At 32.9% G+C, this 14732-nt stretch carries 10 protein-coding genes; all 10 read right to left on the minus strand.

Annotated elements, in window-relative coordinates; translation table 11 throughout:
- Window positions 1–14: 14 nt before the first annotated feature.
- Window positions 15–4073, minus strand: a complete 4059-nt coding sequence (locus tag BIW12_RS13135) for a PAS domain S-box protein (protein WP_071185529.1) — start codon at window positions 4071–4073, stop codon at window positions 15–17.
- Window positions 4074–4189: 116 nt separating this feature from the next.
- A complete protein-coding gene (locus BIW12_RS13140) occupies window positions 4190–4945 on the minus strand; it encodes a hypothetical protein (RefSeq protein ID WP_071185530.1) in 756 nt (251 codons plus the stop codon).
- Between the two features lie 74 nt (window positions 4946–5019).
- The gene (locus tag BIW12_RS13145) at window positions 5020–5709 is read right to left on the minus strand and encodes an RluA family pseudouridine synthase (RefSeq protein ID WP_071185531.1); all 690 of its coding nucleotides are present in this window, start codon (window positions 5707–5709) and stop codon (window positions 5020–5022) included.
- Between the two features lie 9 nt (window positions 5710–5718).
- On the minus strand, window positions 5719–7143 hold the full coding sequence (locus BIW12_RS13150; protein ID WP_071185532.1) for an ArnT family glycosyltransferase: 1425 nt from the start codon (window positions 7141–7143) through the stop codon (window positions 5719–5721).
- An 11-nt stretch (window positions 7144–7154) separates the two neighbouring features.
- Window positions 7155–7892: a glycosyltransferase gene (locus tag BIW12_RS13155; RefSeq protein WP_071185533.1), complete on the minus strand. Its 738-nt coding sequence runs from the start codon at window positions 7890–7892 to the stop codon at window positions 7155–7157.
- 51 nt (window positions 7893–7943) lie between these two features.
- Window positions 7944–8762, minus strand: a complete 819-nt coding sequence (panB, locus tag BIW12_RS13160; RefSeq protein ID WP_071185534.1) for a 3-methyl-2-oxobutanoate hydroxymethyltransferase — start codon at window positions 8760–8762, stop codon at window positions 7944–7946.
- A 110-nt stretch (window positions 8763–8872) separates the two neighbouring features.
- Window positions 8873–10237, minus strand: coding sequence for an MGH1-like glycoside hydrolase domain-containing protein (locus BIW12_RS13165; protein ID WP_071186424.1), 1365 nt, complete (start codon window positions 10235–10237; stop codon window positions 8873–8875).
- A gap of 25 nt (window positions 10238–10262) precedes the next feature.
- The gene (locus BIW12_RS13170; RefSeq protein WP_071185535.1) at window positions 10263–11558 is read right to left on the minus strand and encodes an acetylxylan esterase; all 1296 of its coding nucleotides are present in this window, start codon (window positions 11556–11558) and stop codon (window positions 10263–10265) included.
- Window positions 11559–11642: 84 nt separating this feature from the next.
- The gene (locus BIW12_RS13175) at window positions 11643–12971 is read right to left on the minus strand and encodes a rhamnogalacturonidase (RefSeq protein WP_071185536.1); all 1329 of its coding nucleotides are present in this window, start codon (window positions 12969–12971) and stop codon (window positions 11643–11645) included.
- A 269-nt stretch (window positions 12972–13240) separates the two neighbouring features.
- Window positions 13241–14542, minus strand: coding sequence for an APC family permease (locus tag BIW12_RS13180; RefSeq protein WP_071185537.1), 1302 nt, complete (start codon window positions 14540–14542; stop codon window positions 13241–13243).
- Window positions 14543–14732: the final 190 nt, after the last annotated feature.

A 14732-nucleotide genomic window follows, 5' to 3' on the forward strand; every position in this document is an offset into this window, starting at 1 on the left:
GTGTTTTTTTAAGATTATTTAATCCATTTAGCGAGTGTTTTTTCGACGACTCCTTTTACAATTGGTTTCGAAATATAGTCATTCATATCTATTTCGAGGCATTTACTTTTTTCTTCTTTTTCGGCTCCGGCGGTTATGGCAATAATAGGAACATTTTTTCCTGATGTAAGTTTTCTAATTTCTTCGGTGGCTTCATAACCATTCATTATTGGCATTTGAATATCCATAAAAATAATGTCGGGTAAAATGGTTTCAAATTGTGTGATTGCCTCAAGACCATTTGCTGCTTCAAAAATTTTAGCTTCGGGAATGGTATTTTTGATAATGGTTTTTAATAAAAGCATGTTGATTTTATTGTCTTCAACAAGCAGAATTTTAGCATCTTTAAAGATAGGATTTTCTTTGAAAAAATTGAAATTTTCGACATTAACAGTTAATTGTTCGGCTGTTTTTATTTCTAATTTTTGATTGTTTGTTTTTAAATCCAAATCAAAATAAAAACAACTTCCTTTTCCTATTTCACTTTTTAATTTTAGGCGACTATCCATTAAGTTCAATAGTTTGTTTGAAATAGTCAATCCTAAACCTGTACCTCCAAATTTTTTGGTTGTTGAGCTATCTTCCTGTGAGAAGGCTTTGAATATTTTTTTCTGATTTTGTTCTAAAATTCCTATTCCTGTATCAATAACTGCAAAGCGAATTTTAGTTTGGTTATCGTTTATTTTTTCTTCTACACTGATGTCTAATTTTACAGAGCCTTTTTCGGTAAACTTTACAGCATTAGACAGTAAATTCATTAATACTTGTTTGACTCTAACGATGTCTATCCAGAAATAATCAGGAACATCCTGTGCAATATTTAATTCTAATTTTAGTTTTTTCTGATTTGCTTCAAATTGAATCAGGTCGATAACCTGAGTTAGTAATTCTTTTATTTTCTGTTTTTCAATGTGTAATTCCAGTTTACCGGCTTCTATTTTTGAAAAATCCAATATATCATTGACAATTTCCAGCAAGGTAAGTGCCGATTGATTGACTGTAATCATGTGTTTTTCCTGAATATGATCCAGTTTTGTTTTCATCAGTAGATCGGTAAAACCGATGATTCCATTGAGAGGCGTTCTGATTTCATGACTCATATTAGCTAAAAATTCCGATTTGGCTTTATTAGCTGTTTCGGCATATTCTTTAGCTTTAATTGCTTTTTCGGCTTCTTTTCGTTTGCTGATATCGAGCATGATGCCTTCGATATATTTAATTTCACCGTTTTTAACAACAGTATCTACAAATTCATCTACCCAGACAATCTCGCCTTTACTGTTGATGATGCGATAGGTTAAATGAAAAGCTTCCAGTTTTGCTAGTTTGGTGCTTGATTTTAAAAGTGTTTTTTCTAAATCGTCGGGATGGATTAAATTTTTATAAATGATTCTTTTTTCAAGAAAATCTTCTTTAGGATAACCTGTTAGTTTTTCAATTTCGTCGTTTAGATAGATCTTAGTATAATCCTCATCATTTTCAGATAAATAGACCGTTCCCGGAATATTATTGGCTAATAATCTAAATTTTTCTTCGCTTTCATTAATAGTAATTTCATTTTCAATTCTTTCTATCGAAGATCCAATATTCATTGTTAAAGTTTGCAAAATTTGAACTTCGTCTTCAGCCCAAACGCGATCTTCATTCAAATCATTCAATCCCAGTACACCATGTAATTTGTTTTTAACAAAAACCGGAAACAACATTAAGGAAACTGCGTCTAATGCTTGTAGTTTTTGTTTTAATCCGGGGTTTTCTATTGCTGAAGTAACAACATGATAGGCTCTGTTTTCGATGATATTAGGATTGAAACCACCAAAAAAAGCATAGGGTAAATTTTGATAAGCGGGATTTGTTTCGTTCAAAAAATCGTTACCGCTTGTCCAACGGTATTTTTGGCTAATGGTTTGATTTTCGTAGTTGTGCTGGTAGTAAAAACTGCGATAGGATTTGGTTGATTTTCCAATGATAATAAGTAAATCGGTAAAAATAGCATCGATGTTTTTAACCTTCAGGAATCGTTCGGTACATAAATTCATTGCCGAAAGCAAATCACTTTTGTAAGTCAGTTTTTGTTCTACTTCGAGTCTTCTTTTTGATTCAAATGCTATGGTGATACTATCGGCAATGGCTCTGGCAAAATTAATATCTTCATTATCCCATTGTTTGATAGCATCGGTCACTTCGATACATAAAATACCGATTAGTTCTCCGTTGATAAAAACCGGAGTGTCTATCATCGAATAAATATCGTTTTTTTTCAGATAATTAGCATACAATTCTTTTGTTAACGGATTGGTGCTAACATCTGTTGCCACTAATGGAGTTTTGTTTTCGATGGAATTAAAATATTTAGGAAAATCCTTTTTTAATAATTCGCCACCATTAGCAAATTCATTTGATTTTAAATCATAAAATTGAAGGCATTTGATTTTGTCGTCTAAATATTCCCAATAGCTAATTCGGTTGGCTTCGATAGTTTTTGCGGTATTTTCGAGTATTAGTCTTAATTTGCTTTCTAAGGTTTCTTCGGTTGAATAACTCTTAGCAGTAAATTGTTTTAAATTCTCGTTGTATTTTTTATTTTTTTCTTCTCTTTTTTGTTTTTCAATATCGATGTTTTTGATAAAAGTAATATCCCGGGCAATACTTGAATAACCTTTAATTTTTCCTAAATCATCCTGACTAATCATGAGTTTTTGAGCAATCCATACCGTTTCTTCGTTTTTTCTTAAAACAGGGATTTCCAGTACAGGAAATTCAGTGTTACTCTCTGGCTGGTTCTTGTAAAAAGTGTCAATGAGACTAAGATAATCTTTGCGAATAAAGCGAGAATAAGGCTCGTTTATTACTTCGTTTTCTTCGTATCCTAAGGTTTTTAAAGTATAATTGTTGGCAAAAACAATTTTGCCTTCAAGATCAATTTCATAAATAAAATCGGGTGCATTTTCGACTAAATTTTTATATTGATTTTGAATATGAATTTCATTGGTAATATCCTGACCAATTCCTATAATTAAATCGTCAGAGAATTGCTTGTTTTTCCATTGGATGAATTTGTATTGTCCGTTTTTGCATTTTAATTTCCTAACAAAAACTTTATCGTTTATTTGACTCTCAAAAGATTCTTTGGAAGTTATTTCGGGATTATCGGTTAAGTTATAATAACCATAACCCATAATTTCCTTAACGCTGTACCCCAATACAGATGCTACATTTTCGCTGCAAAAAACAATTTCGTTTTTTCTGTTTTTTGCCATCGTTAGCGAATTTCCTTTATTTATAATTTGGTTGTTGAATTGAAATTTTTCGTTCACATCCTGAATTGACATGTGGCGAATAAAATTGATACAAACTACAACTAAGGTATAATTGAAAACAACTGTAATGTTGTCCAGAGGTGCCAGATTTAGTATTGAAATACCAATGAGATAGCTAAAGGTAAATAATACAAAAAGGACGTATAGTTTTAAGGGTTTTAAGATGTTGTATGAGAAAAAAACAAATAGTAAAAAACTTATAAACGGAATATTATCGTTACTTGAGTAGATTAAATTAGAAGCAACTTTAAGAAATCCAAGAAAGAAAACGATACGGAATATCTTTTTTATGTTGCGGAATATGAACTCAAATTGGGTACTTAAATAAGCAATAGTCATTAATAATAATGAGATGCTTACATTAGTAATCAGCATACTTTTAGGTCTTAATTTAAAAAACTCAAAGGTTAGTTCTAATATTAAAACGATTAGTCCTAAAAACAGGAAGTGAAGTTGGCATTCTTTGTTTTCAGCATTTTGAGGCGTAAAATCTTTTATGAATTTATTTCCTAAGGCATATTTAATTTTATGAAACTTATAAATCAATAAAAAAATGATAAAAAATATAAACGGAACCACTGTTCGGTATAGATTTTTATCAATGGGCAATTGATTCATTATGTCAAACATTCTAATTGTTGATAAATTTTTACTAAGACTTAAAGCAATACTTTCTGTAAGCTGATTGAATAAAAAAGTATAGTATTGTATCATATTTGAACAATTAAAATCGTAATGTTTTAACAAATAGTTATGGAAATTTTGCTAAAAATAACAATAATAAAAAGATAAAGTACCGCTTTTATTGAAAAAGATTGAGAGAAAGTTTTTTATTCTTCAAATCCGATAATGCAGCTGTAAATAGCATAATACATGGAGTACATAAAAGGCAGGGTGAAGAAAAATCCAATGAAGAAAAAGAAAATTCCGGTCAGGATAGCCAAATAAACAATAACCATTAAAGCAAATAACAGTAGTGGTTGTTTTAAAACCAAATTAACACTTGTTGTTATGGCTTCTATAGCGTTGAATTTACTGAAAATAATTAACGGAATTGTAAGTAGGTTTAGCACTGAAACAGTTAAAGAAGCGATGAATCCTAACATAGGAATCCCGGTTGCATCAAGAATCGAAGAAAAACCCATGCTTAGAATTGAGATGATTAAAGTGGCTAAAAAAAGCTCTTTGAAATAAGAAAAACGATAGAATTCAAAAACATCAGCTACATGAAATTCCTCATCTATTTGAGCAAAATGCGCCATCTTAATCAGTCCTGCAAAAAAGGGACTAATAAAACAACTCAACAAAGTAGCACCACCTATGTAAGTTAGTAAAAAATCATCGGATAGTTTTTTTGAATCTAAGTTTTCAGGGGTTATTAATTGCTGAAAATTATCCAATCCGTAGGTAAATGCAATAATAATCAGGGCAGCAATTATAAAAAAGACTGAGAAAACCAAAATTAATAAACCGGCATACAGTGCAATTTTTTTATAATTTTCAAAAGCAAGATTAAAAACAGTTTCAAATTCTAAGGAATAACCATTGTTTTTTAAGTTTTGAATGCGGTCTTTATTTGATTTCATAGTTGTTCTAATGCCAATAATTAAGCTATAAAGCTACGGTTTTTTATTTTTTTGAAACGGAATTACAGTACAATTTATACTGCGTTCCAAATAACGTCATTTGGAACAGCTGCAACAATAGTAAGTGTTTCTTTGGAAACTGGATGTACAAAAACTAATTTTCGCGCATGTAGATGAATACCTCCATCGGGATTACTGCGATCAAAACCGTATTTTAAATCGCCTTTTATAGGACTTCCTATTGCGGCTAATTGGGCTCTGATTTGGTGATGTCTTCCTGTGTGTAAATTGATTTCCAATGCAAAATAATTGTTGAGTTCTTTGATTACTCGGTAATCTAAACTCGCCATTTTGCTATCGGGAACTTCTTTAATATGTGCCTTAGAAGTATTGTTTTTTTCGTTTCTTTTGATGTAATGAAGTAGTTTCGCTTCGTTTTGCGAAGGCTTATTTTTTACAACCGCCCAATAAGTTTTTTGAGTTTCTCTGTTTTTAAATAAATCATTCAATCGGGTTAAAGCCTTGCTGGTTCTGGCAAAAACCACAATTCCGGTTGTGGGACGATCCAAACGATGCACCACACCAAGGAAAACCTCGCCGGGTTTGTTGTATTTGTCTTTAATGTATTCTTTTACAACTTCGCTTAGTGGTTTATCGCCTGTTTTATCGCCCTGAACAATATCACCCACACGTTTATTGACAACAATAATATGATTGTCTTCATGCAAAACCTGAAGGTTGTTTTTAGTAGAAAGCTCTTTCATTAATCCGGTTTATTTAGATATAAAAATAGCAGTTTTGTAATTTTCATCTTTTAAAATCATTTTACTTAGCTGTTTTTCCGGAATACTATGTTGCGCTTTTTTTAATGTTACTAAGAAAAACTTAGGATGAATTTTAGAAACCGAGTCTAATTCTTGTTCGTTTTTAACCAATTGCGCTTTTCCATTCGAATAAAATTGTCCGGAATAATTTTTTTCATGCCAATAATACAAAGGAATATTTTGATTTTGAATGTCTAAACGCTCCAGCATGTACTTATCGGAGTTCATTTTGTAATCTAAATTTCCAGTTGCTACAAAACCAAAGTAAAACACAAAAATTACTACCGGGAAAAATAATCCTAGACGGAAAAGCACTTTTTTACTTTTGAAATCTTCCCAATAATGAACCATTAATAACATAATTGGTACCGTTACAGGCAACATATAAGTATGTAAAATATTTTTGGACATAGTAAAGAAAACAGGTGTCCATAGCAACCAAAGTACTAAAAAGCTGATCCAGCTATTGTGAAGAATATTTTTTCTGTTTTTCCAAAGTTTGTAAAACACAATTTGTACCCATGGAAATCCAAATGCGAGCATAAATGCCCAAATCATCCCAATAGGCTGTGTTTTAGGTTTTCCGTACAAATCACCTTTCCAGCCTGATTCTACAAAGCGTTTGTAATGTTCGCCTACAATAAAATAATTTAAAAATCCAGGCGATTGCTGTTCTGCAAAATAGTACCAGGGAATTGCAATGATTGCCGTGATAAGTATTCCAATAAAAATTGCAAATTTTGAAAAAAGCAATTTGAATCGATTCCAGTCCAAGCAACACCATACAAAAAGCGGAGGGAATGTCAATACCATAATTAGCGGTCCTTTGGCTAGAAATCCCAAACCTAATCCTATAAAAAAGAGGTAATTCCAATAGTTTCTTTTTTCGCTATTAATAGCTTTCCAAAACGAAACCATCATTAAGGTAACGCAAAATAATAAAGTGGTATCAGTAGAAACTACTCCGGTATGAATTAAAAATTCGGGCATAGTCAATAAGATAAAGCCGGGAAGATAAAAAGAAGCTCCTTTTTTCTCTACTAATTTTCCACATAAAATAATAATCAGCACATTGATGAGTAAAGAAGGAAAACGAGCAGCAAATGCACTAACACCAAAGATGAGAAAACCAATTGCAGATGTCCAGGTTGATAAAGGTGGTTTAGCCCAAAAAGGAACACCATAATCGGTTTCGGGAACAATCCATTGATTCGTTTCCCACATAATTCGGGCAATTTCGGCATAACGAGCCTCTGTTTTGTCTAACAACGGAATACTTGCTGTGAGTAATAATCTAAAAAGGATTAGTACAATTACCGAAAAGAAAAGAATGTAATTATTCGATTTGAATTTCTCTAAGAACGTTTTCAACATATCTTTGATTATTATTTAGTGTATCTTTTTTTGATGTTGTATAGATCAAGCCACAGTTTGAAAAAATAAGTAGGCTTGACTTTTGAATTTCCTTTTTCAATCCAGGATTTAAGCGGGATTTCTTTCATTTTTTGCAGGGCATTTTCTTTTCCAAAATGATTGAGCATTCTAAAAAACAATTCCACATCAAAAAGCCATTTCGAAATGAATTCTTTTTCGAATAAAAGTGACGCAATTTCCTTTGTAAAAACTTTACAGCCACATTGAGTATCATATACTTTAATATCTAAAATGTTTGAAATAAAGGTGGCAATAATTCGACCTATAAGAAATCGACTGTTTTCTCTTTCGATAGTCGAACCTATTTTTCGGATTCTAGAACCAAAACAAAAAACAATATCATTTTCTAAATTGTTTTCAACAAGCATGAATTCCTCTAGCGTTGTAGCTAAATCGGCATCCAGATAACCAACATATTTAAAATTGAAATTTTTTATGCAATATTGAACACCTTGTCTAACGGCTTCGGCTTTTCCCACATTTTTCTGTAATGGCAGCAACTCAATTTGCGTAGGGTGTTTTTGTTTTAATTGCTCTAAGATTGCAAGCGTATTATCAGTCGAACCATCATTTACAAAGCAAATTGTAGCTTCGGGATAATTTTCTAAGAAATGAGAATACTCATTAGAAATTGCATTTTCTTCGTTATAACAAGGAATAACTATAAAAGTATGTGGAGTTTGGAGCATTTATCTTTTGTTGATTTATTAAAAAGGATATTTTTAAGACCTATGAAATCACTAATATTGTTCTTTTTCGTTTGGAAAATCTTTCGATTTTACATCATCAACATATTGACTAATGGCAGAGGTCATTCCTTCGTAAAGATTCATATATCGGCGTAAGAATCTAGGACTGAATTCGTTGTTCATTCCCAGCATATCGTGTATAACCAATACCTGGCCATCAACGCCTGATCCGGCACCAATACCTATTACAGGAATAGAAATACTTTCGGCTATTTGTTGGGCTAATTTTGCCGGGATTTTTTCTAGAACTAAAGAGAAACAACCTAGTTTTTCTAATAATTTAGCATCTTCAATTAGTTTGAGTGCTTCTTGTTCTTCTTTAGCTCTTACGGTATAAGTTCCAAATTTATAAATAGATTGCGGTGTTAAACCTAAATGTCCCATTACAGGAATTCCTGCATTTAATATTTTTTTGATGGATTCTTTAATTTCTTTTCCTCCTTCTAATTTCACAGCATGACCACCGCTTTCTTTCATGATTCGAATGGCTGAGCGCAAGGCTTCTTTTGGATCCGATTGGTAGCTTCCAAAAGGCAAATCGACTACAACTAATGCTCTGTCGGCTCCTCTTACTACCGAAGAAGCGTGATAAATCATTTGGTCTAAGGTAATAGGTAAAGTAGTTTCGTGTCCCGCCATCACATTAGAAGCTGAATCTCCCACCAATATTACATCAATTCCGGCAGAATCTACAATTTTAGCCATTGTAAAATCGTATGCAGTTAACATGGAGATTTTTTCTCCTTGTGCTTTCATATCAATTAGAGACTTTGTTGTAATTTTTTTATAGTCTTTTTTTGCTGTGGACATAGTCGTAGTTTTTGGAACTGCAAAAGTAGTAAAACAATTTTGGATGAAATATAGAAAAAAGAATTAGCTTACTATCTTATTCTTTTTTTGACAGTTTTAAGTTCTTTTTTTTAAAATTCCTCAACAACTTTTTTGTTTTCTAACCACGCTATCATGTTTATAACAAGGTAGTTCCAGTTTTGAAAGCCTTTATTCAACATTGGTTCTCCTGATTCCGGTTCGTAATATTCATGTAAGGCTCCATTTTTTTGAAAATCATTTCCAAACAGACGAATTGTTTTTTTAGCCAATTCTGTTGCTTCTTTGGTATAGCCATATTTAACTAATCCTTTAAAAACCATATAGTTTGAAATTCCCCAAATAGGACCTCTCCAATTAGAAGGATTAGCGCTGGATCTTAAACTGTACATTTTTTCCATTTTAGAAAGAGTTCTTACACCGGCAGGAGCGTTGAAAGTTTTTGTATTCAAATAGTGTTCTTTAACAATACGATCGGCTTGTTCCGGAGTGGCAATACCTGACCAAAGTGCTAAAAAGCCACTCCAAACACCAATGCGCTGAATTAAACCATCATAATCCCTTGGATAACCACTGTGAATGATAAAAGAACGTCCTAAAGTTTTATCTTCAACATTTGCAACCGGACGCAAGTTTAAATCTACGCTGTAAAAAAATCCATCTCTTTCGTCCCAACAATTATTTTGAAGAGCAGTTTTTAAATTTTCAGCATCCAAAGCGAATTCTTTAGCCACATTTGAAAGGTTTAATTGATTGGCCAGATAAACCATCGATTGAAGTTCTTTGTACATTAAACAGTTAAGGTATATAGAAGCCGAGCTTTTATTTGGTCGAAAAAAAGTGCTTGGATCATTATCGACTCCAATGGCTACATCGTTTTGCCAATAATAAAGACCTGTTGCTTTATTTTGATGGTGTGATTTATAATTATTGACAAATGCCTGAAGGTGATAGAATTTTTCCTTAATCCATGCAGCATTGCCGTTGTTGTTTTGGGTTATAAATGCAGCATGTTGCGCCAAAACAGGTTTGTGCATATTGACATCATAGATGTTTTCCGGTTTGATATCACGTGGTTTTGAATCTTCCCAAATAACTATTGGCAAATAACCGTCCCAATCTCCATAATGTAAAAAATTAAGGACACAGCCTTGTTCGTATTTTAAAGCTTCTTGTTTGTCTTTTTCACTTCCAATATCCATTAGGATTTGTCGAAGTGCAATGTTACTTAACCAGGAATCCCAATCCCACAATACATTATCATATTGATTGCTCCCGGGTGTTAGAAATGGATAAACTAATGAACCGCCACCTTTTCGGTACATGCCTTTGTAATCTTTATAGATATTCGATTTAATTGTCGAAATATAAGATGTAATAGAATCTTTTTGTTGGGCATTTGTATAAAAAAAGCTCATTAATACTAGCAATACTATACAATTTGTTTTCTTTTTCATGATACTATTTTTAAGAAGGGTTTTGTTATTCAATTCCGCATTTTTCTTGTAACCATTGGATTGATTTGTCATCTGTTTCAGCAAATCTCCAATGCGCCGAAATAGGAGTAATTACAATTTCTTTAGATGCTTTTACGGAATTAAACGCCGAAAGAGTAGAAGTAGGAGAGCAGGTATTGTCATTATATCCGGTAGAATAAAAACCGGGAATACTAATTTTTCGGGCAAAATTTACCACATCATAATATTCCATTGTTTTTATTTTTTCAGGGGTATTGTTTTGGTATTTATCACTAAACATAAAAGGCCATCCGGCCGATCTGTTGTTTAAATAACCTGTATTATCGCTTAAAGCAGGATAAAATGAAGCAATATAATTCACTCTTTTGTCAATTCCGGCAGCCACAATAGTTAATGCACCACCCTGACTTCCACCGGTAACTACTATATTTTTTTGATCAAATTCTGGAAGACTGGTTAAAAAATCTATAGCGCGAACACCATCTAAATACACTTTTTTATAATAATAATTGTTTTTGTCATCTAAATGAATAGCCCAATAATCTTTTAGTTTTGCTCTTGTGGATTCAAAATCAGCATCGTTAATTTCAGGGGAAACACCATGAATTTCGGTTGTGAAACTGATAAAACCTTTTTCGGCATAAGTAGTTACAGGAACTATTTTTTTTACTCCCGCACCCGGTGGATTGAATAAAACGGGATGTTTTTTATCGTCTTTAGGTTTACTCAAATACCCATAAAAGTATTGACCTAATTTATAGTTTTGTAAGCGAACCAAATAAACATCGACATTTGCAGTAGATAATTCCGATTTGTGATTAACTACAGCATCCATCGGGATTTTGCTGTTTTCGGCTTTTGCCTTTTCCCAAAAAGCATCAAAATCCTTTGGTAAATTGACTGTGGGTTTGATTTCAAAAGGAGCAAAACCCACATTAATTTCATTTTTATACACATAACCATCAATTTTTGTCTGTACTCTTAATTGACGAAAACCGGGAATATTCATTGTTCCAATGTTGATTTCGCCAACACCATTTGCTAATGCAAGTGTTCCTTTTTTTTCCGGATTTAATTGTTCCGGACCGTATTGGTATTCGATTTCTACATTCTCAACTGGCGAACCATACTTAAGTACGCTAACTTTTATTGTAGCTTCTTCATTGAGTTTGTAATTCCAATCGGGATAATCGGCGGTTAGCATAATTTGAACCAGTTTTATCGGAGCTGGAGTGTTTTGAGCGTTAGTTTTAGCGGTCAAAAGGACAAGGAATAATGAAAAATAGGAGAGTAGTTTCATAATTTATAAATGGTTTTAAAAAAGCAAAGGGTATAATGATTTAAATTATACCCTTTGGTGATTTGAATAGCTATGTTGCAGTAATTATTTAATTACTTTATTATTAACAACTACGTTTTTAAGTTTTAAACCTTTAATGATACTTTTATCCATGTCATCATTTTTAGCTTCTACTTTTAAATTTTCAAAAGTAAAGTTGGTTAACTTATCATATTCTGTAATTTTCATATCGTAAAAAACATCACATTTGATGTCTATATTTCTCATGGTAATATTATCACAATACGATAGCGGAACATCTTTTCTTCCTTTTAAATCAAAAAACTGAGTCCAGGGTTTTACATAAATCATACTTTTAGCATAACCAGTAATGTTTTCAACAGTAATGTACTCGTATCTTTGAGGTGTGTCTGGACGCATTTTAAGCCACAAAAGACGTATTGCATTGTTAACAGTACAGTTGCGCACTAAGATGTTTTTGTTATGAATAGCTTCACTACCGCTTGTTAGTGCCCCGTGACAGAATCCGAAGTCACAGTTTTCAATAATAATATTTTCGTTTCCTCCATTGCTGGCATCTTTGTCAGCCCATGGACCTTTTCCGCCTTTTAATGCAATAGCATCATCATTTACAGCCATATAGCAACCTTTAATTAACATGTTTTTGCAAATGTCAATATCGATAGCATCTGTACTTGGCGCTTTTACAGGTGCATGAGGAGAAGTGATGCGTACATCAAGCACTTTTACATTATTGCACTGATAGTAGTGGCTGGTCCAGAATCCGGAGTTGCGCAATTTTACGTCCTGTACCTGAACATTGTCGCACTTCCAGATAAATACTAAACGGGGTCTGGAAACCTCAAGATTGGTGCAGTTCGGATTTTCTTTTCTTCTTTGCCAAAAAGCTTCCCAGTATTTCAAACCATTTCCATCAATAGCCCCTTTACCAGTAATAGTAAAACCATTGTTACCATAAGCATTAACTAAGGCAGGAAAATATTCAATACTTTGTCCTTCTATTCTGGAAGGCATTATAGGGTAATCAATAATATTATCAGAACCTTTTAAAATAGCTCCTTCTGAAACATGTAAATGGGTGTTAGGATGAAAAAACAAAGCCCCGCTCATGAAAGTTCCTTTTGGGATTACTACAACTCCACCACCGTTACGATACGCTTCATCAATTGTTTTTTGGATGGCTTTAGTTTGTACAATTGTACTGTCGTTTAGGGTGCCATAATCGGTTACGGTATAAAATTTACCTAAATCACTTGGGTTTATTTTTGTAGCATCTAAAAACCAGTCGGACATTTTAGTTCCGTCAGGGAAAACATTTTTGTTGTTTTTTTGCGAAAATGTTTGTGGTACAATTGCCAATAAGGCAATAATCAATAAACAGATTTTTTTCATTTTTTTTGATAAAGGTTAATAAAGCTTGCTGTTCACAAAAAGAATGCCTTTTTACTATTTAGTTTATTAAAGACTTTAAATTTTTGGAAGAAACGAAGATATGAAAATTATAAGCTAATCTTCATCCTGCATGGCAGGCAGGATACTATAGCTAGAAAATGATTGAATACAAATTGCACCAATTTTATCAGCCTATGACAGATTGGTGAAATTAAAAAGAATTGTGTTTTGTGTAAATTGGTGTAATTCGTGTTAGGGAATAAATTAATCTAGCTTATTTTTTTCTTCGAAAAACGGATTAAAGCATAAATGATCGATAAAATTCCAATTGCAATCAGTGTTCCAATGATTTCATTTTGAGCCAAATTGGATAAAAAATAAAGAATAATAACGATGGAAAGAATTGGAACTGTTAATCCACCCGGAATTGTAAATTCGTCTGCTTTTGTTTCTCGGGAATAGCGCAATTTTATTACCGAAAACACCACTCCTAAATAAACTATTAATACTGAACTGCTTGCAATTACTACTAAACTTTCAAAACTTCCGGTTACTGCAATTAAAAATCCAAGTAAAGCATAAACAATAATGGATAGATAGGGAGTTGAAAATGATGGATGGATTTTGGCTAAGGCATTTATTGGAATTACTTTGTCACGAGCCAGTGCGTACAATGTTCTGGGATTGTTTAATATATCACCGCTTAAAAATCCGAACATCGATATCCCAGCTCCAACAGTTAGAATCACAAAACCGATTGGTCCAAAAATCACGTTGGCGGTTGCGGCAAGTGGAGTAGCGGTAAATTGTGGTAATTGGTTTCCTAGAACTCCCTGAGCCACGGTTTGGATTAGCATATAGAGTACTACGATTGCCGAAATACTAATAAAAATTGCTTTGGGAATAGTGCGTTTAGGATTAATAACTTCTCCCGAAACCACAATTCCGGATTCGCAACCCTGAAATGCAAAAAATAAAACCAGAGAAGTTTTGCCTAGTTGTTGAATATCGGGAAAACTTTCGATAGTGAGATTGTTGACAGCAACCGCTTCCCATCCAAAAATAACGAGTAATAATAACGGAATTAACTTAGCAACGGTATTAATTTTTACCAAACCAATACCTTGTTTTACACCAATAACATTAATAGATGCCAGACCCCAAAAAACAGTAGTTAAGCATAGTATTCGCATCCATTCTTCCTGAAAAACAGGATGCGTCGAACTCAATACATTTACCAAAGCATTAGAAACGGCAGCATCAGCAAGAAGCGTACCGCCAACGGTAAAAATTCCCGCCAGGAAACCGGCATAAGGACCAAAAGCAGTTTCGATATAGGAGTAAACTCCGCCTGTTTGGGTTACCTTACTGGCTGCTTCGGCAAAACAGAGCATGATAAGTGCCATTAAAATTCCGCAAAAAACATAAGCAATAATGCTTGAAGCTCCCATGGATGCTGCAACAATGGCAGGAAGAGCAAAAATTCCGGCACCAATGATTACATTCATAATATTAGCTGATAAACCGATTACGCCTATGGTTCGTTTGAACTCTTCTTCTTTATGGGTCATTTTTTTGGAATTACAAATAATTGGTTAAAAAAACGAAGTTATGCAAAAAAGATTTTGATTCACTAAAGAAATGCGTTTGGATTATAAATTCAACATTTTACAATAGGATTTTATCTTTTATAACTGTTTTAGCTGACTTTATAGTTTTAAAATAATTTGTATTTTGGTTTAAAACCATAAAAAGCATTAC

This window comes from Flavobacterium commune (assembly GCF_001857965.1).
Lineage (GTDB): Bacteria > Bacteroidota > Bacteroidia > Flavobacteriales > Flavobacteriaceae > Flavobacterium > Flavobacterium commune.

Coding starts and splice junctions, on each gene's coding strand:
- BIW12_RS13135 (WP_071185529.1), bottom strand. CDS start 4,073: ATGATACAATACTATACTTTTTTATTCAATCAGCTTACAGAAAGTATT.
- BIW12_RS13140 (WP_071185530.1), bottom strand. CDS start 4,945: ATGAAATCAAATAAAGACCGCATTCAAAACTTAAAAAACAATGGTTAT.
- BIW12_RS13145 (WP_071185531.1), bottom strand. CDS start 5,709: ATGAAAGAGCTTTCTACTAAAAACAACCTTCAGGTTTTGCATGAAGAC.
- BIW12_RS13150 (WP_071185532.1), bottom strand. CDS start 7,143: ATGTTGAAAACGTTCTTAGAGAAATTCAAATCGAATAATTACATTCTT.
- BIW12_RS13155 (WP_071185533.1), bottom strand. CDS start 7,892: ATGCTCCAAACTCCACATACTTTTATAGTTATTCCTTGTTATAACGAA.
- panB (WP_071185534.1), bottom strand. CDS start 8,762: ATGTCCACAGCAAAAAAAGACTATAAAAAAATTACAACAAAGTCTCTA.
- BIW12_RS13165 (WP_071186424.1), bottom strand. CDS start 10,237: ATGAAAAAGAAAACAAATTGTATAGTATTGCTAGTATTAATGAGCTTT.
- BIW12_RS13170 (WP_071185535.1), bottom strand. CDS start 11,558: ATGAAACTACTCTCCTATTTTTCATTATTCCTTGTCCTTTTGACCGCT.
- BIW12_RS13175 (WP_071185536.1), bottom strand. CDS start 12,971: ATGAAAAAAATCTGTTTATTGATTATTGCCTTATTGGCAATTGTACCA.
- BIW12_RS13180 (WP_071185537.1), bottom strand. CDS start 14,542: ATGACCCATAAAGAAGAAGAGTTCAAACGAACCATAGGCGTAATCGGT.